At 47.4% G+C, this 21,585-nt stretch carries 19 protein-coding genes and 2 tRNA genes; 9 read left to right on the top strand and 12 right to left on the bottom strand.

The genetic code is table 11. From position 1 onward, the window contains the following. The first annotated feature begins 152 nt into the window (after positions 1–152). The 3 genes from BLS44_RS18420 to BLS44_RS27205 all read left to right on the top strand — a co-directional run bounded on the left by BLS44_RS18420 (position 153) and on the right by BLS44_RS27205 (position 3,985). Positions 153–2,294, top strand: a complete 2,142-nt coding sequence (locus BLS44_RS18420; RefSeq protein ID WP_090391696.1) for a tetratricopeptide repeat-containing sensor histidine kinase — start codon at positions 153–155, stop codon at positions 2,292–2,294. Positions 2,295–2,306: 12 nt separating this feature from the next. Then, complete coding sequence (locus tag BLS44_RS18415; RefSeq protein ID WP_090391695.1) at positions 2,307–3,059, top strand: LytR/AlgR family response regulator transcription factor; 753 nt, start codon at positions 2,307–2,309, stop codon at positions 3,057–3,059. A gap of 515 nt (positions 3,060–3,574) precedes the next feature. Next, positions 3,575–3,985, top strand: coding sequence for an RHS repeat-associated core domain-containing protein (locus tag BLS44_RS27205; protein WP_090391693.1), 411 nt, complete (start codon positions 3,575–3,577; stop codon positions 3,983–3,985). 653 nt (positions 3,986–4,638) lie between these two features. Here BLS44_RS27205 and BLS44_RS18395 read toward each other — a convergent pair. The 6 genes from BLS44_RS18395 to BLS44_RS18365 all read right to left on the bottom strand — a co-directional run bounded on the left by BLS44_RS18395 (position 4,639) and on the right by BLS44_RS18365 (position 10,495). Then, positions 4,639–5,949 (bottom strand): alpha-L-fucosidase, encoded by a 1,311-nt coding sequence (locus BLS44_RS18395; RefSeq protein WP_218127779.1) that lies wholly within the window; start codon positions 5,947–5,949, stop codon positions 4,639–4,641. A 266-nt stretch (positions 5,950–6,215) separates the two neighbouring features. Beyond that, a complete protein-coding gene (locus BLS44_RS18390; RefSeq protein ID WP_090391690.1) occupies positions 6,216–7,757 on the bottom strand; it encodes a sulfatase family protein in 1,542 nt (513 codons plus the stop codon). 777 nt (positions 7,758–8,534) lie between these two features. Next, positions 8,535–8,620, bottom strand: a tRNA-Leu gene (locus tag BLS44_RS18385). A 94-nt stretch (positions 8,621–8,714) separates the two neighbouring features. After that, positions 8,715–8,787: transfer RNA gene (locus BLS44_RS18380), tRNA-Gly, on the bottom strand. 393 nt (positions 8,788–9,180) lie between these two features. Continuing rightward, the gene (locus tag BLS44_RS18370) at positions 9,181–10,212 is read right to left on the bottom strand and encodes a glycosyltransferase family 2 protein (RefSeq protein WP_245729265.1); all 1,032 of its coding nucleotides are present in this window, start codon (positions 10,210–10,212) and stop codon (positions 9,181–9,183) included. A gap of 40 nt (positions 10,213–10,252) precedes the next feature. Continuing rightward, on the bottom strand, positions 10,253–10,495 hold the full coding sequence (locus tag BLS44_RS18365) for a uroporphyrinogen decarboxylase (protein ID WP_090391720.1): 243 nt from the start codon (positions 10,493–10,495) through the stop codon (positions 10,253–10,255). Between the two features lie 166 nt (positions 10,496–10,661). On the opposite strand from BLS44_RS18365, the gene BLS44_RS18360 reads away from it, so the two are divergent. The 4 genes from BLS44_RS18360 to BLS44_RS18345 are packed head-to-tail and all read left to right on the top strand — an operon-like array spanning position 10,662 to position 12,938. Beyond that, on the top strand, positions 10,662–11,090 hold the full coding sequence (locus BLS44_RS18360; protein WP_090391719.1) for an SPOR domain-containing protein: 429 nt from the start codon (positions 10,662–10,664) through the stop codon (positions 11,088–11,090). 57 nt (positions 11,091–11,147) lie between these two features. After that, the gene (locus BLS44_RS18355; protein ID WP_090391687.1) at positions 11,148–12,332 is read left to right on the top strand and encodes a M20 metallopeptidase family protein; all 1,185 of its coding nucleotides are present in this window, start codon (positions 11,148–11,150) and stop codon (positions 12,330–12,332) included. Positions 12,333–12,383: 51 nt separating this feature from the next. After that, a complete protein-coding gene (locus BLS44_RS18350; protein ID WP_143019838.1) occupies positions 12,384–12,689 on the top strand; it encodes a hypothetical protein in 306 nt (101 codons plus the stop codon). 42 nt (positions 12,690–12,731) lie between these two features. Further along, positions 12,732–12,938 (top strand): hypothetical protein, encoded by a 207-nt coding sequence (locus BLS44_RS18345; RefSeq protein WP_143019837.1) that lies wholly within the window; start codon positions 12,732–12,734, stop codon positions 12,936–12,938. Here BLS44_RS18345 and BLS44_RS18340 read toward each other — a convergent pair. The 5 genes from BLS44_RS18340 to aroQ all read right to left on the bottom strand — a co-directional run bounded on the left by BLS44_RS18340 (position 12,917) and on the right by aroQ (position 18,504). Further along, on the bottom strand, positions 12,917–14,626 hold the full coding sequence (locus tag BLS44_RS18340; RefSeq protein ID WP_176954469.1) for a S41 family peptidase: 1,710 nt from the start codon (positions 14,624–14,626) through the stop codon (positions 12,917–12,919). The two genes, BLS44_RS18345 and BLS44_RS18340, sit on opposite strands and share 22 nt — an antisense overlap. Before the next feature lie 28 nt (positions 14,627–14,654). Beyond that, positions 14,655–15,680, bottom strand: a complete 1,026-nt coding sequence (locus BLS44_RS18335; protein ID WP_090391683.1) for a glycosyltransferase family 9 protein — start codon at positions 15,678–15,680, stop codon at positions 14,655–14,657. After that, positions 15,677–16,282: a DUF4254 domain-containing protein gene (locus BLS44_RS18330; RefSeq protein WP_090391682.1), complete on the bottom strand. Its 606-nt coding sequence runs from the start codon at positions 16,280–16,282 to the stop codon at positions 15,677–15,679. Before BLS44_RS18330 ends, BLS44_RS18335 begins: the two co-directional genes overlap by 4 nt. A gap of 550 nt (positions 16,283–16,832) precedes the next feature. Continuing rightward, on the bottom strand, positions 16,833–18,065 hold the full coding sequence (locus BLS44_RS18325; protein ID WP_090391681.1) for an MFS transporter: 1,233 nt from the start codon (positions 18,063–18,065) through the stop codon (positions 16,833–16,835). 13 nt (positions 18,066–18,078) lie between these two features. Further along, the gene (gene aroQ, locus BLS44_RS18320) at positions 18,079–18,504 is read right to left on the bottom strand and encodes a type II 3-dehydroquinate dehydratase (RefSeq protein WP_090391680.1); all 426 of its coding nucleotides are present in this window, start codon (positions 18,502–18,504) and stop codon (positions 18,079–18,081) included. A 631-nt stretch (positions 18,505–19,135) separates the two neighbouring features. On the opposite strand from aroQ, the gene BLS44_RS18310 reads away from it, so the two are divergent. Beyond that, positions 19,136–19,699, top strand: a complete 564-nt coding sequence (locus BLS44_RS18310; RefSeq protein ID WP_143019836.1) for an NADPH-dependent FMN reductase — start codon at positions 19,136–19,138, stop codon at positions 19,697–19,699. Positions 19,700–19,702: 3 nt separating this feature from the next. On the opposite strand, the gene BLS44_RS18305 is transcribed toward BLS44_RS18310, so the two are convergent. Beyond that, positions 19,703–20,212 (bottom strand): acyl-CoA thioesterase, encoded by a 510-nt coding sequence (locus BLS44_RS18305; RefSeq protein ID WP_090391677.1) that lies wholly within the window; start codon positions 20,210–20,212, stop codon positions 19,703–19,705. A gap of 134 nt (positions 20,213–20,346) precedes the next feature. On the opposite strand from BLS44_RS18305, the gene BLS44_RS18300 reads away from it, so the two are divergent. Then, positions 20,347–21,576: a proline dehydrogenase family protein gene (locus BLS44_RS18300; protein ID WP_090391676.1), complete on the top strand. Its 1,230-nt coding sequence runs from the start codon at positions 20,347–20,349 to the stop codon at positions 21,574–21,576. Positions 21,577–21,585: the final 9 nt, after the last annotated feature.

Here is a 21,585-nt window from a genome sequence, read left to right as displayed (position 1 = left end):
AGCGGCAGCCCAACATTAGATGTGCTAATGAGGCAGCGGTATACCTGGGTGATGGGGAGCGCCTTATAATGAGGCAACGGTAAAATGAAATGAGGCAGCGGTAGTATATTGACTATTTATATGTATATTTTTGTATTCTGAAGCCAATACGCATGAAAAAACTATCCAAAATAAGTACGCTACTAAAAAATGCCATCATTGGTGCTGTTCCGGCTGTACTTCTGTTTTGCAATTCCTGCGGGCAACAATCGATCCGGAATGCACCTGCAAAAACAACGACATCCCCGCAAATGGACAGCCTGTATCAAAAGGCAGAAAAACTACACCTCCGCCAGGAGTACAAAGAACATTTTCTCCCTTTGGTCAGGCGGGGAACCAGCCTGGCAATGACCGGCAAAAATGACTCTATGCTATCGAAGTTTTACCGCCTGGAAGCATTCTACTATTTGCATAAGCAGTATATCAATAACGACAGCGCTAAAAAATACGCAGATCTTTGCGTAAAGTATGCCCAGCTTTCTGAGAATATGCCTACCCTGTCTGACGGGCTTGCGATCACCGCTACTTACTATTATCTGGCTGAACGGAACTATGACTCGACTATTGGTTTCCTCAAACGGCAGATACAGGTACTGGAGGCAATAAAACCGGCCGATAGCATTTCATTGCTTGTAGTAGATCATGCCCTTGCAGGGATGTATGAAGAAACAGAGAAATTGGATTCTGCGTGGAAGTACTATAACATCGTTTTAGACGGTGTACTATCTATAAAAAAAACGGCCTCCGACACTGCCGCAAAAAAAATGCACAGGCTTCAATACTTACATATAATGGCGTTGCATGATATCGCCTACCTGCTGGTGAAGCAAAAAACCTACACCAAAGCACTGAGCTACTTTATGGAGTTAGACAGTCTCTTGCCAGAAAAGAGAAAGGCATTCTATCCCTCCATTTATACCGGGAAAGCCGCATGTTATGAAAAGCTGAACCAAATAGATTCGGCTATGAAATATTATAAATTGGGGATCGATAATTTCAAAAATGATCATTTTAGCACGACGCCCAATCCGGCCCCTTATTTGGAATACGCTAAACTCCTCGCAGGGCAAGGTCAGGCCCGGAAAGCTGAAGGCTATTTACAAACCGCATCGGGCATCGTATGGGGGCAGTCCATTCGTGAAGAGCGGTATATATTGGCAACGGAGCTGGCTTTGGGGAACTATTATATTGCGCAGAAACAATGGGCTCCTGCAGCCGATACATTGCAGGCCGCGCTGGCATTAGCGAAAAAGTTGCAAAACACCGAACAACAGTCGGTCATTTATCAAAACCTGTCCCTGTTAAACGAAAACCAGGGCAACTATAAAGCCGCCCTGGACTATAGCACCTTGTCGCGGCAATTTTACGACTCTTTGCAGACGCAGCATTTTGCCCGGCAAACCTCGGAAATGGATGCCAAGTACCAGGCGGATAAAAAGAATCAGCGCATAGCCTTGCTTCAAAAAAACAACCGGATCCAGCAGCTGCAATTACTTGCTGCGGGGCGGTTACGGTTATTTTATGTCCTGGGAGTAGTCGTATTGATTGCACTCTTTGGCGTTTTCTATTATTACCGCCGGGCCCTGCAGCAGCGCAAGCTGGAACGAATAAAAAACGAGCTGGAAACAAAAGCATTGCGGGCACAGATGAAACCCCATTTTATTTTTAATTGCCTCAACGCGATCCAGGAGCTGATCATAACGAAAGACTATTCCCGGTCTTCGCAGTACCTGGCTGAGTTTTCCCGGTTGTTGCGTATGGTGCTTAATATGGCAGATAAAAATTTCATTCCCCTTCAGCAGGAAGTTGAGTTGTGCCGGCTATATATATCGCTGGAATCATTACGCTTAAAGCATAACTTTCATTACAGCATCACGGTCGATGAAAAAATGGACACGGAAATGATCCTTTTCCCTACATTGTTGGTACAGCCATTTGTTGAAAATGCCATCTGGCACGGATTGTCAAATAAAAAGGGGGAGAAGCAATTGTTCGTGCATTTTGAGGAGGTTGATGATCGTGTACGCTGTACTATAACCGATAACGGTATCGGCCGGGAAAGGTCAGCAGCAATAAAAGCAGCGAAAATAGGCACCGGACATTTCGATTCGAAAGGCACCCTGATCACAGAGCAACGGGTATCCATACTGCGCGAGGGGCTGGTGAAGGAAGCTTCGATAAAAATAGAGGACCTTTATGATGATCAGGGGAGCGCAGCAGGCACCAAAGTGGTGATCGACATCGTTCCTTTTTAAACACCTTCAATAATGAGAATACTGATTGTGGATGATGAGCCGGCAGCAGCCAATATGCTGCAGGTATTGATCAACCGGCATATACTGGTAGATAAAGAAGTGCTGACCTGTACTTCCCCTGAAGAGGCATTGGAGCAAATGGCTGTATTTCAGCCCACGCTGCTACTGCTGGATGTGGAAATGCCCTCCATGAATGGATTTGATCTACTGAACCAGGCCGATACCGGGAATTTTGATGTGATCTTTACGACCGCCTATGATAAATATGCCATTAAAGCGATCCGTTTCAGCGCTCTTGATTACCTGCTGAAGCCTATTGACATCAATGAATTACAAAACGCAATTAACCGGCATATCGTACGCAGGAACTTGCATGGTGGTATCCCGAAAAAGCTGGTGCACAATCTCGTCACCAACCTGAAAGAAAGATCTGTGTCCTCCTTTAAGCTGGCACTCAGTACACAGGAAGGGTTTTATTTTTGCAGTCCTTCTGAAATAGTACGATGTGAGGGGGTTAATAACTATACGCATTTCTATTTTAAAGAGAAAAAAACGCTGCTGATATCCAGGACCCTCAAAGAATTTGAAGACATTCTCTGCGACCACGGTTTTGTGCGGGCTCACAAAAGCCACCTGGTAAATATCAGCGCAATTGAGCGGCTGGATAAAGAGGGTGTACTGTGGTTGAATAATGGTACCAGCATTATCGTATCGCGGCGCAGGAAAGAGCATCTTATTGGTGTTCTGGCCCAACATGGAAAGTAGTTAAAACGATGGTTATTCAACGGTTTTGGAAGGCGAATAACCCGGTTCATTTATACCTCCCAAAGATTTTGTGCGCAAATTGTTTGCAAATGTCTCAAAAACAAAAGGGGCTCACTTTCGTGAACCTCTTTATCTGATTGATTATCAGTGCCCCGGGCGGGACTTGAAGTGCTGTTGAAAATTAATTTCTTATATGGGTTGTGTGTCAAATAAGTGTTGCGTTTTTGAATTTAGCGGGGTTCCGTGCCATTTCTTAACGCTTTTACTCACTATCATTATAAGGATACAAATTTGCATTTATTTTTCATCACAGCCAGGAAGTAATTATGGGTTATTGTATCTATAAACTCAGCAACCGAAAGCCCGGGTATCAAAGATTGAGGAGAAAAACACTAGCGTATTTATGCCAATTAACCGGGGTCATCGGTTATAAAGCGATTGGAATAATGGTACCCTTTCTAAAATTCATAATAAATGCGTTTCTTTTCAATTTGAAACATACAAAACCAAGCTGAATGCCTCGGCGCTATAACGCGTATGAGGCTAATATCGAACCTGGTTTCAGAAGATTTTCTGAAGTTCTGAGAATTGCCAGCCCGCCGGGACAGCAACGAGAGCGCCCTGTAAGAATTTCTGAGTTTTCTATTGGTAAGCAAGAGTGTGCCCTAGGTCTAAACATGTATGAAACCGCATACCGGGGATTAGACCCGCAGCTTGGCCGATTTTGGCTGGTGGATCCGATGGCAGACGCTTCTTTTAGGTTTTCTCCTTTTGTTTATGCTAATAATAATCCAATATTGCTGAATGATCCGTTGGGGTGGTATAGTGATACAGTAACGCGTACTCGGCGGTTTTGTCCCATGCTAACACAATCGTGCCAAACGGTTCTCCATTCGTGGATACCGGATGGTCGGTGGCAGGGATAATGTGTAGCTACCTGTAAACTGGCTCTATGACAATTTTCTCTTTTTTTTACAATGAGATCGTTTGCTACATAACTGAATACTGCGGCGCCGGAGAACATCACGAATTTCAGCTCCATCTGGCTATTGAGGATATAGACCATACCAAGACAAAGGCCAAAAGTTTCCCTTTCGTGTGTATAAAATTGCGCCGGCTGCCCCTGCTACTGGGAGAATAAGTTTTCATGATGATAATGCTGCAAAGCGGTTCAGCGATTCTGTATTGCATGCTTATGCTGGCTCTAGGTATTTTAACCCGTCACAGCCGGGCCCGGTGTACCAATATCATTTTTACAACCTGCCGGACCAAGGCCGGTACAGCATAAAATACCGTGTTGATGCAAACGCTGCGGTGAAAGACTGGGTAGCCGGTATCAATTACCAGGGCGATGTAATGGCGATTTATAAAAACAACAAACTGTTGTATGATCAGTTTAATTCACCTGCGGTGAACGTTTTATTGGCCCGATTGGAATGCCTGAATGATCATTGTTTTGGGTAGGGCAAGGATCTAAGAACATTTCATATCGTTTGTTAAAAAGTTTTATGCTGCGGCGCTAAGATATCCGATTCTTTCATGGTTGTCGTTATGGCCGGCCATTACTGCGGGAACGAGCCTATTGCGCCCCGTCAATACTAGGTTTGCGTTCCTGTACTTCCTTTGGGTTTTTAAAGCGGGCATCTTCTATTTTTAATACGACTGCATTGGGCCAGCGATTGTTGGTATAGAAGCGCTGACCATTGACCGCACTCACCAATAAGCCGGTAGGGGTGGACGTCGTATAAATTTTTGTGTCGGCATTTGTCCTGTATTCAACCAGCTCCGACCCGTAGCCCAGGATGGATACCGTTGTGTTATGGGTTCCTTCAATGGAAGGCAGGAGGATGGGCTTACGGCTGCCATAGGACCAATCGTCGCTGTTTTGCCTGAGCACATAGGCATAAATATATTTTTCATCATTTGATTGGGTGTACCAGATATTGCCATCGCGGATTTGGGGCAACGGTTTTACGTTGTAGATGGACTCCGCGTTGGCGAAGTTCCAAAGGACCACTTCCCTGAGCCGGTTTTCTTCGTCCAACTGTATTTCACCATTGGGTTTGGGACCAATATTCAATAAAAAGTTACCGCCTTTGGCTCGAATCTCAATTAACATATTAATAATATCGGTTCCGGATTTGAAGACGTCGTTGGTGGGTTTAAAGCCCCAGTCGGTGCCCATGGTATAGCAGGCTTCCCAGGGGCGGGGAAGGGGCTTGTTGGGCGTGGTTTGCTCGGGGGTGTTCATGGCATCGCGGGTAATGACCAGGTTGGGATCCAGCTGCCAGGCATAGGTTCTTAATCCTTCTCCGGGCCCGTCGATAAACAAGATGTCAATGGGGCCATACTGGGTCAATAGTTCTTTTAGCTGCTTTTTGTCCAGGTCCATAAGCCCGGCATTGTTTACCGGGTAATGGAGCGGGTGTTGCAGGCGACCGATGGGGACCTTGGTTTCATGGAGGTAGTGAAAATCCTCCGGTGAAAAATAAATCCCAATGGCAATGCCCTCCTTTCTGAAGGCGTTGATGAGTTCCTTGAGAAGGTCTTTTTTATAAGGGGTATTGCTGATGTTGAAGGCCGTGGTTTTTGTAGGCCACATACAGAAGCCTGAATGATGCTTGGCGGTAAATACCATATACTTCATGCCGGCCAACCTGGCCAGTTTGGCCCATTCCTCAGGATTGAATTTTTGAGGATTAAAATATTGCGGCAACTCGGTGAAATATTTTGTTGCATATTCGGTTGATGCACCTGCCAGTGAATGACTGATGACCGTACCCAGGGATACATCAACCCCCCAATGAATAAACATTCCGAAGCCCAGGTCTTGAAACCATGAAACCCGTTCGGGTTTGTTACTGTTTTGCTGGGCATATACCGTCGTCATGGTGCATAGCCAAATGAAAATTAGTGTAATCGATCTGCTGTTTTTTGTGCGCATAGAAAAAATGTTATTGCTGAAGATAAGTATCGTTGGTTAAAGATGTTCCTTGTTCCAATAGCTGCTATATAGATGGAGCCGAAGGGTGCGACGCAAGACCGATGTTCCCTATGCCGCTGCCGGGTACATAAAACAGCTCCCTGATGAAGGCGGTGGCCAATGAAGCCGGTTTATGGCTACCGTTGGATGCGGTATTCGGTTGGCTTCGTTGTTTATTCGCTTTTCTCCATTCCTGGAAGAAAAAATACGCGTTTGGGTATAAACGTTCCATTGTTTTTTTGTGGTTTTCCGGGAGTACTTCTGCCTTTTTCGATGTAGCCGATTAATAAATCGGTAAGCTTTTTTACCACCCGGGGATGTTGCGCCTGTACGTTGTTTTTTTCTTCAATATCATTGGAGAGATTGTAGAGTTGTACCGGGGGCAGTCCCTCTGTATTGGCATTGGAACGAGGAGCGCTCCAGCCTCCCGACCCGGGACAGAGCTCCAGCTTCCAGTTGTTTTTTCGGATGGAGAAACTGCCGTCGATGGAGTGCATGACTACATCGCTCCGGATGCTGCCGCTAAAGCCGGGATTGGCGAGCAGGGGGTACAGGTTATAGCTGTCTTCTGCTTCATGATCCTTTATGGGGTATCCCGTAATATGTGCGAAACTGGCAAAGAAGTCGACCAATGAAATGGGTTGTTTTACTTCCCTGTCGCCCTTGATGCGGCGAGGCCATTGGATAAGGCAGGGTACCCGGTGGCCGCCCTCGTAGATATCGGCCTTGGCTCCCCTGAGAATATAGCTGGGGAAATGCCCCTTTGCTTCTAATTCCTCAAAATTGGCACCGGGCGAACAGCCATTATCGCTGGCAAACACCAGGATGGTGTTGTCGGCTATACCGGCTTTTTGCAGGCTGCGTAAAACGGTTCCTACATAAGCATCGGCCTGCATCACAAAATCGGCATAGATATTTAGTCCCGATTTGCCTTTGAATGCCGCGGATGGTAAAACCGGGGTATGCGGACCCGTTAAGGGGAGGTATAGGAAAAAGGGCTGCCTGTTTTTTGATGCCTGGAGGATGTACTCCTCCGTTTTTTGCTGCAAGCGGGGCATGATTTCCTCCTGGTTCCAGTTGCTTAAACCTGCTCCAGGCCGGCTGTCCAGGGGCTTTTCAAATGTTAGGAAGCGATCGGGATGGCCAACCAGCCGGTCGTTTTCAATAAACGCATAGGGCGGATAATTGGGCGCGTCCACTCCAAAATAATAATCAAATCCCAGGTCAACCGGGCCGCCGCTAATACGGGCTGTATAGTCCAGATTGTTTTTGCCGGGCGCATCTACGGGCGGTTTGCCATCGGTTGTTTTCCAGTTAAATCCCAAGTGCCATTTACCAATGCAGGCAGTCTGGTATCCTTGTTTTTTTAGCATGGTTGCCAGGGTGCTGCGGTTGTCGGTAATCAATGGGCGGCCATAGGTACCCAGTACTCCCTGCTTCAATGAAGAGCGCCAGTTATACCGGCCCGTTAAAATGCCATATCTTGATGGGGTGCAAACCGAGGAGCTGGTATGCGCATCCGTAAACCGAATGCCGGCCCTTGCAATCCGGTCGATATTCGGAGTGTTGATTTTTCCATTTTCGTTATTGGCCCTTATATCGCCATAGCCCAAGTCATCCGCCAGGATAAAGACGATATTGGGGGCTTGAGCCGCTGTAGCAGCGGTCTTCAGGCAGATAGCGAGGATAAATAAATAGTTGAAAAATGGTTTCATCTGTATCTTTTTTATTTGTTCTCTGGGGCGAACTATTTTTATTGGTTGGAAGAGATATCCTTTATTCAGTTTCTTGTTTGTGAACCGTTGTGCAGGGAATCATTGACTGCTTTACGGCGTTTATGGAACAGGTTCCGGACAAATCTGTTGTTCAATATGATTTTAAAGTTCATTTAGTTTGCTTCGGCATGCATGGGCCCAGATCAATTGCGGTTGATTTAATGGCTAAACAATGCCGCTACAAAACAAGAGATAAAAATAGGAGATGATCTATAAAGAATGATGGACTTTAGTTTTAAAAGAATAGATTATCCGATGATTTGAGGGGGAAGGGGAGCGAGGCAGCCTGTTGCATAGGTATAGGGCATCTACCGCCTGGTCTTAAGTGTAGCGATGGCAGCGACCACCTGCCGGTGGTCTGATGCGGTAGCAGATCCAATTCAGGCCCTGCGTTTTCACGATCCAGGATGCTTATTTAGCTACACGGCTCGACGTTGGGTTTGGCCTTTTTTGTAAACCTATTTTTTTGTATCTATTCTGTGCCGCCGGGCAAAAGTGTCAAATGTTGAGTGATTTTTTTGCTGAAAAGCAGGCGGAGTGGGGGTTAGCGGAGAATTTTTACATTTTTGGGCGTTCTTTCGCTCATGTGTCATGTTACTCATTTTTGTGTGTCTTTAGAGTGTCAAAGAATGAGCGTAAAAGCGTAAAAAACTGACACAAAAACGACACGCGCCAATAAAAAGGCCTTGTAAACCAATCGATTACAAGGCCTTCATGTGCCCCGGGCGGGACTTGAACCCGCACGGACATTGCTGCCCACAGGATTTTAAGTCCTGCGTGTCTACCAATTCCACCACCAGGGCAATGCGTTTAAGAACTATTAGGGGTGGGTTCTGAGTGCATCGAAGAACCGAAGCCCCAAAAAAAATCCTCTCTATTGAGAGGACCTTTTTAATGAGCGGAAGACCGGGCTCGAACCGGCCACCCCGACCTTGGCAAGGTCGTGCTCTACCAAATGAGCTACTTCCGCATTTATAAGAACTTTTTTTGTTTTTTCTTAAGTATTGGCTTGTTACTTAAGGGGTTGCGAAGATAAGGGATTTTTTTTAACTACAAAAAAAATCGGCAACTTTTTTTTTATTTATACTTTGGTGTGTACAAAGTGCTTTCCTGAACATGAACGGCCGGCTTTTCAAAACGCTTTGTATATAAACGGTAGCAGCCTCCCCACGTAAATAAAAAAAGGCATGCATAAACAAGATAGAATAAAAAACGGGAACTGGACACCCAGCTGAATTTGAAATCCTTTTTCTGGCTCTGTTTTAACTCTTCCTGGTACTCCTGTTCTTTTATTTGCTCAGCGTCAAAATTATGTTCCATTCTGTATCAATAATATTGTGTGGCAAAAATAAGGATCTATTCATTAATTTGTCACTTCTTTGTCAACAATTTCCGAGAACTTTTTTTTGCCTTTTACAAAATGCTCCCAGGCGATGTTCTTTTTCAGGAACCCCCGCAAGGGCCTTTTTTTGTTTTTGGGAAAGACACTTTTTTTCTGATCAACCAGCATCCATTTTACAAAAGAAAGGTGCGCACTGGCTACGGCTATAAAATAACCTCCGTCTCCGCCCAGCAGGCTTTTAAAAGCAGACACCCCATCCAGGATCGCCCGCAATAGAATTACGTATATCCGCCGCCAGCCGTACATGTTTTTATACATCATGATATGGTTGTTGCGGAAATTAAGATAGGTCTTTAATGAGTTTCCCTTTGGCAGTGTACCACCACCCACGTGGTATACTACTGAAGCAGGGCAGGAGCTGATCGTGTACCCCAGAAGCTGGATGCGCCAGCACAGATCGATCTCTTCCTGGTGTGCAAAAAAATAAGGATCAAACCCGCCGGCCTCATGAAACACGGCCGACCGGATGAACAGGGCAGCCCCGCTGGCCCAGAACACGGGGCCGGCCGTGTTGTACTGCCCTTCGTCTGTTTCCGTAAAATCGAAGACCCTGCCCCTGGCAAAAGGATAACAGAAATGATCCAGCCAGCCGCCAGCGGCACCGGCATATTCAAAATAGGCAGGATGGTTGTACGACAGGATCTTGGGCTGACAGGCCGCCAGTGACGGTTCCGCTTCCAGCATATTCAAAAGAGGGGTCAGGAACCCGTCCGTAACCTGAACGTCGGAATTCAATAATAAATAGTAATCGGCTGAAACCTGTTCCAGGGCAAGATTATAGCCCTTTGCAAAACCATGATTCTCTTCAAACCGGATGATCCGTACCTGTGGAAAATGACGCTCCAGGTAGCTGACGGATTCGTCGGTGGATCCGTTATCGGCTACTACTACCTGCAAATGATCATACCGGGTTTGCACAACGCCGGGCAGGAACTGTTCCAGGTATTTTTTACCGTTCCAGTTTAAGATAACAATGGCGACAGTCGGGATCATGGGCTGCAAAGATTCATAAAATAATGCAAGCAAATCACAATCAAGCCCTTTTATCTTCGACCACAGCTGCTTTTTTAACAAAAAGGTGGTAAAGCTGGATCACAGCAATGAGCCCGTTGGAAATAATGATCGGCCATTTCCATCCCAGCATTGCCCCGTAAACCACAAAAAAGATGCAGCCGGTGAAATTGATCACACGGATCACCTTCAATTGTTTGGGGATAAAGGAAATAACCAGTAAGGTCATCGCTAAATAGCCGATATATTCAACAGATCCGTTCATATTCTTCATTGTTATTTCGGAAAAAATAATGCTGCCGGCCCCGGCCGGATAAAGTTATCCATTTGTAGCATTATTTTTGTTGCAACTTATTGCGAAGCCGGACAATCTATCTGTATAATAGTAGTTCCGGCATAGAATGGCAGTTAATAATGGATATTTAGAAGATATGAAATACGTTTTTCTCTTTTCCCTGGTCTTTTTGTGTTCCCGGTTAATGGCGCAGTCCGGTGGCGTAGCTGTATATAAAGATCCCCGGATTGACCTGCTGCTTAAAAAGCAGGCAGAAGTCAACAATCTTTCTACCCGTAATTCTGCTAAAAGAAGAACGGCGCCAGGCTACCGGTTGCTGATCATCAGTACCAATAATAAATCGGATGCCATCGCTGCGCGCACCAAGATCTATTCTAACTTCCCCGAGCTTAAGCCCTATATGTGGCATCAGTCGCCTTACTTTAAGGTAAAAGCCGGCAATTTTACATCCCGGCAGGATGCCCAGGCTTATCAGAAAAAGCTGGCTGCCTTTTTTCCCAGCGGGGTATTTATTATGAACGATATTGTGGAAGTAAACCCGGGTGCTTCTGAAGAGGAGGAATAATCATACACCTTTCCGCAGTTATTTTCCAATGAGCAGATTATCAGTTATTTTTGTCGTATGAAGGACAAAATACAAGCACTGGCGAAGCAGTATGCGCCGGAAATAATAGCTGTACGCCGCTATTTGCATGCCCATCCCGAGCTGAGTTACCAGGAATTTGAGACTTCCGCATATGTGCAGTCGCAATTGACTGCACAGGGTATTCCCTTTGAAGTTAAAGCAACAACCGGGGTGGTAGGATTATTAAAGGGCAGGAACCCCGGAAAACGGGTAATTGCCTTACGGGCAGATATGGATGCATTACCTATACAGGAATTGAATGATGTGCCTTATAAGTCCGTGAATGAAAAGGTGATGCACGCCTGCGGGCATGATGTACATACCGCCTGCCTGTTAGGTGCTGCCCGGATCCTGAATGAGCTGAAGGAAAGCTGGGAAGGAACCATCAAGCTGATCTTTCAGCCGGGCGAGGAAAAGAACCCGGGTGGCGCCAGCCTGCTGATAAAAGAAGGTGTACTGGAAAATCCCGCGCCTGCAGCGATACTGGGGCTGCATGTACATCCGGGATTGGAGGTCGGAAAGCTCAGCTTTCGCGGGGGTAAAGTGATGGCCAGCGCAGACGAGCTTTATTTTACCATAAAGGGCAAGGGCGGGCATGCAGCAGCGCCCAACCTTTGTATTGATCCCATCCTCATTGCATCACACCTGGTGGTGGCGCTGCAGCAGGTGATCAGCCGCCGCAACAACCCCCAAAATCCTACTGTTTTGTCGATCACGGCATTCAACGGGGGCACCACTACGAATGTGATCCCGGATGAAGTGCAGTTGAAGGGAACGTTCCGCGCTATGAACGAGCAATGGCGGTTTGAGGCGCATGAGATCATCCGCAACATTTCCAATGGTCTTGTAAACGGGATGGGAGGCAGCCTTGACCTGCATATTGATGTGGGGTACCCCAGCGTATATAATAATGAAGCGCTCAGCCAACAGGCGGCCGTTCTGGCAAAAGCCTATGCCGGCGACGGGCAGGTGGGGGAGACCGAGATCCGGATGGGCGCCGAAGATTTTGGCTATTATACCCAGCTGATACCCGGCTGCTTTTACCGCCTGGGCGTAATGAACGAGGAACGGGGGATTACCGCCGGCGTGCATACGCCTACTTTTAATATCGATGAGAATGCTATCGAATTGGGAATGGGAATGATGGCCTGGCTGGCAGTGTCTGCAGATTTAACAGATTAGATACAATCAAAAGCAGCTGTTCCCCGTCAATACTTATAAAAGAACTGTACCATGAACTGGAAGCTATTATTATCCGCGTCGTTATTTTCGGTTATAACATTGTCTGCGGATGCCGGGCTGAATGGCGGGGCCTTCCTGCCTGCCGCAAAACAACAGACCGCGCCTCAGCAATCGAAGAAACCGGAGCAAAAAAAGAAGAAATGCTGGTTCAGCCGGAAAAAACAAAAGAAAGAAGCGCAAGAACCAGCGGCAAAGGATGTGCTGAAGGACCGGAACACAAAAGATCCGAAGATCGACCAGGGGCCTAAGCCCAACACGAAGGCCAACCCGGCTGCTATTAAAGACGCTAAAAAATAGAAGTCTTTAGAACGCGTATTCCCTCTATAACTGAATGCTCTTTTGCAGGAAAGGATGCCGGCCTGTTTTTACAGGTATGGGTACCTGATATGGAATATTGAATACCCGGAGCTGCCTGCAACCGGTACGGAGCGGGCCGAAAGAGAAAAAACTTTTACCGGGCCCGTCTTTAAAGAAATAACTGCCGGGCACATATCGCTGAGCGTTACCGGCAATGGAAAAGAGCATCAGTGCAGCGTGCTCTTTTGATCTACAGTAACAACCATATCGCTGATCCTGGTTAGGTTTCCAACGCCGTGCCCGACGGGGCGGGGTGTTTCAGATAGGGAAGCTGCACTACTGATCCCGGCGGCCCTTGACATCAGTAAGGCAGGCGTGGGGGTATAATTATTGTTACCCGTAATTTTCCGGATAGCCCATTTAAAACAGGCCTCGTTTGGATTTCCAAAGTCATAACGAAGATCATCCAGCACCTGCAGATCCGTGCTGAGCCCGCTATAATAGCTTCCGGTTTGCGTGCCATTGATCTGGTTTTTATTCTTTGTTTCAAAATTAGCCATATAAACACTGTAATTTCCAAGGCGTATCTCAAAAAAGCCAACCGGTTTTCCATAGGTCTTTTTCCCATTGTCGCTAAACACCGCGCCAATAAGATAAACACTGTTAAAATAAGGAATCAGACCGTTGATCAATAGTTCGCTGGCAGATGCGGTGGAACTGCTTACGATAAAATAGAGGTTTTTTACCGCATTGTTATTATTAAAAGGTCCCGCTTTGCTTAGTAAAGTTGTATTGGAGGCAACAGAAAAGTTAACATCAAAATAGTTATATCCCAGCGGGCGGTTGTTGCCGTCGTATGCCTGTTGATTCTTCAACAGGGTTGCCTGCTTGTTTTGCATGGTTTGGTTGTAATATTCGGCAAAAAATACCTGGCCGCTAGCACTGGCGGGGGCTAAGAGGTTGCCTAAGTACCCCGCTGTTTTTACATAGCCGCCGCCATTGTACCTGAGGTCCACAACCATATCGGTGATGTTGCCAAATTTGCTGAATGCTTCATCCAGTGCCGCTTGTGCATTACCCAGGTCCGTAAAGGACTGGAATGCCACATAACCTATTTTCTTTCCCTCAACATCCAGTACCGTATCATTAAACACGGGATTCATCGTATAAAGCGCTTTTTGCACCGGTACATCCCTGCTGGTTTTTGTGCCGGGCTTGTATACGGTAACCGTAATGCTGGACGCATCTAATGCGTTATTGATTCTTGATTGATCGGTTTCAAATCTCCAGCTGTTGCCATTGATCTTTGAGATAATGTCGCCTCTTTTCAGCCCGGCATTGTAGGCGGGTGACCCCTTGGTTACATAGCGTACCAGGCCAACCAGGCTGTCTTTATTGACATAAGGCATGGGGTCCTGTAATGTGCCGGCCTCATCAACCGGTATAAAACCCATAACAAAACCAAGACTGTTGTCTTTCCCGTCCAGTGTCATTTTAAGATTGTCTCCCATTGATGGGTTGTGGGGCGCAGCACTTATGCCACCGCCGCCATAGACATCGCTTGTCTTTAAAATATAGGAGAACTTCGCTTCGGTATTATCATTTTCGGGATTGCCGCTGCTGTTATAGCCGATCTTTTGCTCATAGGAAAATCCCGTTGCAGGATTGGTCGCAAATCTGCTGATGGCGAACATTTCATCATTAAGACCGGTTATGGTATCTGCGGAGACCAGTCTCCTGGGATTAAAGCCCGAGATATCCGGCAGGGTATTGTTCCAGTAGTAGACCTGTTTTGCGTATAAGAAAAGGGAATCTGCCAGTAATTCCGGGCTGACACCCGTTGATTTTGGGGGAACAACATCGTGTTTTGGTCGGCAGCAGGCAAGCAAAGTCAAAATACACAAAGATGCACTCACAACAGGTTTGCTCAAAAACATAGCGTGTAATTTTATGAAAAGATAGGAATTAATTCGAATTCCCATTTAAAATATTTCTAATTTTAACAGTGATCATTTCCGGCGTAATTTCCTGCATACACCCGGCTTCTCCATGCACCGGGCAGGGTTTATTGCCAAAAACGGAAGAGGGCCGGCAGGGAAGATCGGTTTGAATGGCATTTTCCGGGTCCTGCCCCCAGCCATAAAATCCCAGCCAGGGATGGGTACCGCCCCAAACGGAAACCACGGGCACTCCGTAAAGAGAGGCCAGGTGCATATTGGCAGAGTCCATCGTCAGCATTACATCCATGCCGGCGATCAGCCCAAGCTCGGCAGCAAAGGTATAATGCCCCGCAACCACCTGTATATTCGGATGACCGGCGGCCCATTGCTCCAGCACAGGGGCCTCGGCCCTGCTGCCCAATAAAAAAACAGTGTTCCGGTCATCCTGCGCCAGCTGCTGCACTACCTGTTCCATTTTATTCAAGGGATACATTTTCGCCGCATGCTTTGCAAAAGGGGCAACACCAATGGATTTGGGGGTTGATAGGTCTGACGCCTGATCTCTGGTCTCTGATCTCTGACGTCCGATATCTACCCGCATCCCCAGCTTTGTAAACACGTCGGCATAGCGTTGAAACGTGGTTTTGAGCGGGCGCAGTTTTTTGTTTCCGGGTCTTGTCAGTTCCTTTTTCTCTTTCCGGCCTTTATCCATAACCGCTACCGGCACCCGGCCCAGGAAATTGCGGATGATCTTGGTACGCAGCACATCATGCAGGTCGGCAACAGCATCAAACCGGATGTCCTTTTTTAATGTCCGCGCCAGCCGGATCAGTCCGGTAATCCCTTTGAAATCATTCCTGATATCGGCTCCGTAAAAATGCAGCCGCTCGATATTCTCAAAAAGCGGCTGGTGAAAGGGTACCGAAACCAGGGTGATCTCCAGCGCCGGGTTTTGCTCCAGCAGCCGCTTTAAAACAGGAACGGTCATAGCCACATCGCCCAATGCAGAAAACCGCAGGGCCAGTATATGTGCGGGTGCGGCGCTCATCATTTTTTTTGCTGGTAAAGGACGGGGTTCAGACTTTCGTCGTTGTACATTTTCATTTGTTTGTACACTTTCATATATTTTTTGCCCGCAACAATATCACTGAGCAGCTGGTCGATGGCGGCAGACAGATCGTTACGCTGGGTAAGCAGGATATCCAGTTTGGCAGAACAGGCCGCCCGGTGTACCTCAGAAGCATCAGGCCGTGTTGCTTCCTGCTGCATGTGGTAGATCTTTAATTCCAGGATCGACAGCCGGTCAATAGCCCAGGCCGGACTTTCTGTATTAAAGGAGGCATCGTCGGTTACGGGCACGCTGCTGAACTGCTGCAGGAACCAGCTGTCAATATATTCCACCATATCTGTACGGTGCTGGTTGGAGCTGTCGATCCTCCTTTTTATAGCCAGGGCCTGAACCGGGTCGATCTGCGGATCCCGGATAATGTCTTCCAGGTGCCACTGCACCGTATCGATCCAGTTCTTTTCATACATCAGGAATTCCAGGGACCCCTTGGTGAAGGGATTTTGAACCGGCGTATCAACCTGGTCCGTTTGATGATAGTCGGAAATACTTTGCTGAAAAATAGGGATCCAGTCTGCCGTGCGCATGATCAAATTTATTATTATCCCGCAAATGTAAGCTACCGGGAACAATTTGAAGATTGGAAAATGCGGAAATATGCGAATAAAGAACCAATGTTAAATATTGTTAATTTGAAAATATGAAAATGTGGGGTCTGTTAATGAAGTATAAAACAGGTTTGAACAGTGTTAATGGCTGATGGCCGATAGTTGATGGTCAATAGTCTCCCAAACGTTTGGGAAAATATCAGGCATAAAAACGGATCTAAGGTCAAACCTTAAACAAAAGATTGATCGATGAGAAGAGAAACGGCTTCATCCCCTGTCAGTAGTCAATGGTCAACAGGGCTCCGGAGATAAAACGGTTATATGCCTGACGCATTCTTACATCTCCGCCTTTTCACATTTTGGACTTAGAGCCTGTTTAAAATTCATTCAATGGCTTTATTATGGCTGTTTTGGGCTGCAACTGCGTTAAATTTTTCGCCATAGTGGCCTACTATGCCTGCAAAACTTTCCTTGTTTCGCTCCAAAATAGCTTCATAATAAATTCCATCAATAAAATTTAAACAGGCTCTTAAAGCTCTTCGTAATTCAGATCTTTATGAAAAGTTTCCGGGAGGGTGATCACTGCAATGGTGGAAACAGCCATTACGATAGCTGAGGTTATAATAGCGCCATTTACATAGCCCACATTACTGATGCCGCGTATTTCTTTAAACAGGAGCAGGATGAGTGGTAATAAACCCCGTACAAAATTGGGAACGGTGGTTGCTGCGGTCGCCCTCAGGTTGGTACCAAACTGCTCTGCACCCACCGTAACAAAAATGGCCCAGAACCCGATGCTGAAACCCAGGAAAAAACAGAGGGTATACATCCAGCCGGGCGTGCCGTTCCACTGAGTGGTAAAATAAAGGAGCATCGAAATAAAAGTGAGGGCATAAAAAATATACAGTGCTTTTTTACGGCTTTTGAGCCATTGGCTTACGAGGCCGATGGTAATATCGCCCAGGGCCAGCCCGATATAAGCATACATAATAGACCGGCCGGGATCAACATCACCGGTGATCCCGAATTGTTTTCCGAACTCGCTGCTGAAAGTGATGAGTATCCCGATCACCAGCCATGTGGGCAGGCCTATAAAAATACTTTTAATATACTTGGTAAAACGCTCCCTGCTGCTGAAAAGCATCAGGAACCGTCCCTTTTTGACATCAGCGGCATTCATCCGGTGATACATGCCCGACTCCAGCACCGAGATCCGGAGCAGCAACAGGAGGATCCCCAGCCCGCCGCCGATGAAGTAGCAGGTACGCCAGTGAAATTCTTCCTTTATTAAAAAAGCAACGGCAGCACCCAGTACGCCAAAACCGGCAACGATAGAAGTTCCGATGCCCCGTTTTTCTTTGGGCAACAATTCAGCCACCAGCGTAATGCCGGCGCCCAGTTCCCCAGCCAGCCCGATACCCGCCAGGAAACGGATCGCCGTATATTGCTCCACGGTTTGAACAAACCCGTTGCAGATATTGGCAATGGAATAAATAAGGATGGACCCAAACAGCACTTTCACCCGGCCTTTTTTATCTCCCCAGATACCCCAGAGGATACCGCCGATGAGCAGTCCGGCCATCTGGGCCGAAAGGATCCATTCTCCCTTGGTGGTGATCTCATCCGCCGTAAGGCCCAGCTCCTTCAGGCTGGGGATGCGGATGATGCCGAAGATAAGCAGGTCATAAATATCAACGAAGTAGCCAAGCGCAGCTACAACGACCGTAAGGCTGAGAATGGAGGTCTTTTTTTGCTGGTTCATATGGCTTGGACGGTTATTTTTTTGAGTCCTGGAAATAGTTAACGGCCAGTTCATATCCTTTTAAGCCCAGTCCGATAATACTGCCGGCCGCTTTGGCACTTACATGGGATATTTTCCTGAAATCTTCACGGGCATGCACATTGCTGATATGCACTTCTATCACCGGTGTGTTGATAGCGGCAATGGCATCGCCAATGGCAACAGAAGTATGGGTATAGGCCGCCGGGTTCAGGATGATGCCATCTGCTTCAAACCCGTATTGCTGCAGGGCGGTTACCAGTTCACCTTCGATATTGCTCTGGAAATAATCAAAGCGGATCGCAGGGTATTTTTCCCTCAGCTGCTCAAAGAATGATTCGAAGCTGGAGCTGCCATAGATACCGGGTTCCCGCCTGCCCAGCAGGTTAAGATTGGGGCCGTTGATAATTACAAGATGCATGGGTGAAACTTTTAATGGGCTAATATAAACATTTGTATTTTGATCGGACTACAGAATCTCTGAAACACAGGATAAACGCATCTAAATTGGGTGAAAAGAGCACACCAGGAGCATTTTCAGGCACGGTGAGTGCCTCGTGTTTATAGCAAGGTATTAAAGAGAAAAGCCGGCTCCTGTAGGAGCCGCGTAAAATTTCGGGCCCAACAAACACGCGGCTCCTACAGGAGCCGGGTTGATAAAACAGCAGATTACTATAAACACGCTGCTCCTCCGGAGCTGAACAATGCTGAAATCAGGTGCGTTTGCCCTGCTCTGAAATACCGAAAGATTTCTGTAGCCACGGGAGCCGCTATGAGGGCAAAAAGAACGATGATATAAGAGCCTGTTTAAATTTAATTGATGGAATTTATTATGAAGCTATTTTGGAGCGAAACAAGGAAAATTTTGCAGGCATAGTAGGCCACTATGGCGAAAAATTTAACGCAGTTGCAGCCCAAAACAGCCATAATAAAGCCATTGAATGAATTTTAAACAGGCTCTAAGCCTGCTCCTTTGTTCCCCGCGGTTGGTACACAGGGGCAGGTTTTGTTTTTTTTGAAGGGTTCGCCTATTTTTAACCAAAGCTTTTATTATGAGCATTCAAAAAATCGGCCTGCTGGTAGGAAGTCTGCGGGCCGCCTCTTACAGCCGTAAGGTAGCAGCGGAAATGATCCGCCTGGCGCCTTCCGGACTGCAGCTGGAGATCGTTGAGATCGGCGATCTGCCCCTGTATAACGAAGACCTTGAGCAACATACTCCTGAGCCCTGGCTGCGGTTCCGGGAGGCCATCCGGGCAAAGGACGGGATCATTTTTGTAACACCGGAATATAACCGCTCCATTCCCGGGCTCCTAAAGAACGCCATCGACGTAGGCTCCCGGCCATCGGGAAAAAGTGTGTGGAACCGGAAACCCGGTGCAGTGGCCAGCGTTACGCCCGGGGGACTGGGCGCATTTGGAGCCAATCATCACCTGCGGCAGGCTATGGTGTTTTTAAATGTGCCCATGATGCAGCAGCCGGAAGCCTATCTCAGCAATATTGCTGCTTGTTTTAATGATCCGCAGTCGGCAGACCGGGCCCGCCTGGATAAATTCCTGGAAGGGTTTCTGAAAGCGTATGCGGACTGGGTAGCTGAAACCACGCAGGGCAGGAAATAAGTGTTACATCTGGAACAGGGCCCTCAGCTCTGCAGCATCGATGGGCTTCATTTTGCCTCCCAGGATGAGCCTGAGCTGGCGGCGGCGCAGCGCGCCCTCAAAAAGCAGGAGCTCTTTTTCCGTTACCGGTTCCAGCGCTGGCACATGGGCCGGTTTCCCGTGGGGATCCAGGCCTACAAAGGTGTAATAGGCTTCATTGCTTTTATACCGGTAGCGGTTCACCAGGTCCTCCCCATGTACCACCATGTGCACTTCCATAGAAGAATTAAAAGCCCGGGTGACCCTGGCCTCGATATGTACCGAATTGCCCAGCCTGATGGGGTTCTCAAAAGAAATGTTGTCAACGGACGCCGTAACTACAGGAAGGTTGGCGTGCTTTTGGGCAGACAGGGCAGCGGCAATATCCATCCAGTACATCAGGCGGCCGCCCATTAAGTTACCAAAGGTATTGGTATCATTGGGCAATACCAGTTCTGTCATTACGATCAGGCTGTCTGCAGGATTTTTCGCCATTTTTAATTTTTTGCAAAAGTAACGGGATACGGCTAATTAAGAAAATGGCTGCTCAAACGGTTGCGCCGGGCCAATCTTTTTATAAATGAAAAGAAAAGCGCCCTTACCTTTGACGAATATTTTGCTTTAGTTATATGCAGGAAAATAATCTACCGGTATCATTTGATAACACAGAATTCGCATTTAAATACAAGTCGGACAAGGAGTTAAAACAGGCAAGACTGCTTTTTTCAATGATGGGGCAACCCACGCTGGTAAAATTGGGAACCCGGCTCACCCCCTGGGCGATCAAAAACGGGTTGCCTGTAAAAGGGATTATCAGGAGTACGATCTTTAAGCAGTTTGTGGGAGGCGAAACCCTTGCGGAAACAGCAAAGGTGGCCGCCAAACTGGGCCAATACCAGGTACAGGTGATCCTGGATTATGGTGTAGAGGGAGGAGAGGACTCCGAACAAGAATATGATCATGCTGCGGATGAGTTCATCCGGGTTATTGATTACGCTGCCACCCAATCCAACATTCCCTTTATGAGTGTAAAGGTGACGGGGTTTTCGAGGTTTGCGCTCCTGGAAAAGATCGACGGGCTGATGACCGCCGCCACCGGAACATTGATCAAAAGGTACCTGCAGGTAATCGACCAGCTGGAGACTGCCGAAAAGGAAGAATGGCACCGGGTGCGCACCCGGTTGCTGCGCATCTGCGAGCAGGCTGCAGAAAAAAAAGTAGGTGTGCTGATCGATGCGGAAGAAACCTGGATCCAGGACCCGGTAGACGCATTGACCATCTTAATGATGGACAGCTTTAATAAAACAACACCGGTTATTTATAATACGGTACAATTATACCGGCACGACCGGCTGCAGTTCTTAAAAGACTGCTACGAAGCAGCTGAGGAACGCAATTTTCTGCTGGCGGTAAAGCTGGTACGGGGGGCTTACATGGAAAAAGAGCGGGCCCGCGCAGCAGAAAGAGGCTATGCATCCCCGATACAGCCTGATAAGATCAGCGCTGACCGCGACTATAATGCCGGTGTGCAATTTGGCCTGGAGCGGCTGAACCGGGTAGCGCTGATCATTGCCACCCATAATGAAAAAAGCAACCTGGATGCAGTGGCATGGCTGCAGCAGCACGGGGTTCCGTTTCATCATCCGCATGTACATTTCAGCCAGCTCTATGGTATGAGTGACAATATTACCTTTAACCTGGCGGCTGCCGGCTGCAGTGTAAGCAAATACCTGCCTTTCGGGCCCATTGATGATGTGATCCCTTACCTGATGCGCCGTGCGCAGGAAAACACTTCCGTGAAGGGGCAAACCGGCCGTGAGCTGGGACTGATCAAAAAGGAGCTGCAGCGCCGGAAATAAAGTGCAGGT

This window comes from Niabella drilacis (assembly GCF_900101395.1).
Lineage (GTDB): Bacteria > Bacteroidota > Bacteroidia > Chitinophagales > Chitinophagaceae > Niabella > Niabella drilacis.
The sequence above is the reverse complement of the archived record's forward strand: the minus strand, read 5'-3'. Positions and strand labels throughout refer to the sequence as shown.

Bases quoted from the DNA above. Each gene is read 5' to 3' on its own strand.
- BLS44_RS18420 (WP_090391696.1), top strand. From the start codon at position 153: ATGAAAAAACTATCCAAAATAAGTACGCTACTAAAAAATGCCATCATT.
- BLS44_RS18415 (WP_090391695.1), top strand. From the start codon at position 2,307: ATGAGAATACTGATTGTGGATGATGAGCCGGCAGCAGCCAATATGCTG.
- BLS44_RS27205 (WP_090391693.1), top strand. From the start codon at position 3,575: ATGCCTCGGCGCTATAACGCGTATGAGGCTAATATCGAACCTGGTTTC.
- BLS44_RS18395 (WP_218127779.1), bottom strand. From the start codon at position 5,949: ATGACGACGGTATATGCCCAGCAAAACAGTAACAAACCCGAACGGGTT.
- BLS44_RS18390 (WP_090391690.1), bottom strand. From the start codon at position 7,757: ATGAAACCATTTTTCAACTATTTATTTATCCTCGCTATCTGCCTGAAG.
- BLS44_RS18370 (WP_245729265.1), bottom strand. From the start codon at position 10,212: ATGATCCCGACTGTCGCCATTGTTATCTTAAACTGGAACGGTAAAAAA.
- BLS44_RS18365 (WP_090391720.1), bottom strand. From the start codon at position 10,495: ATGAACGGATCTGTTGAATATATCGGCTATTTAGCGATGACCTTACTG.
- BLS44_RS18360 (WP_090391719.1), top strand. From the start codon at position 10,662: ATGAAATACGTTTTTCTCTTTTCCCTGGTCTTTTTGTGTTCCCGGTTA.
- BLS44_RS18355 (WP_090391687.1), top strand. From the start codon at position 11,148: ATGAAGGACAAAATACAAGCACTGGCGAAGCAGTATGCGCCGGAAATA.
- BLS44_RS18350 (WP_143019838.1), top strand. From the start codon at position 12,384: ATGAACTGGAAGCTATTATTATCCGCGTCGTTATTTTCGGTTATAACA.
- BLS44_RS18340 (WP_176954469.1), bottom strand. From the start codon at position 14,626: ATGTTTTTGAGCAAACCTGTTGTGAGTGCATCTTTGTGTATTTTGACT.
- BLS44_RS18335 (WP_090391683.1), bottom strand. From the start codon at position 15,680: ATGATGAGCGCCGCACCCGCACATATACTGGCCCTGCGGTTTTCTGCA.
- BLS44_RS18330 (WP_090391682.1), bottom strand. From the start codon at position 16,282: ATGCGCACGGCAGACTGGATCCCTATTTTTCAGCAAAGTATTTCCGAC.
- BLS44_RS18325 (WP_090391681.1), bottom strand. From the start codon at position 18,065: ATGAACCAGCAAAAAAAGACCTCCATTCTCAGCCTTACGGTCGTTGTA.
- aroQ (WP_090391680.1), bottom strand. From the start codon at position 18,504: ATGCATCTTGTAATTATCAACGGCCCCAATCTTAACCTGCTGGGCAGG.
- BLS44_RS18310 (WP_143019836.1), top strand. From the start codon at position 19,136: ATGAGCATTCAAAAAATCGGCCTGCTGGTAGGAAGTCTGCGGGCCGCC.
- BLS44_RS18305 (WP_090391677.1), bottom strand. From the start codon at position 20,212: ATGGCGAAAAATCCTGCAGACAGCCTGATCGTAATGACAGAACTGGTA.
- BLS44_RS18300 (WP_090391676.1), top strand. From the start codon at position 20,347: ATGCAGGAAAATAATCTACCGGTATCATTTGATAACACAGAATTCGCA.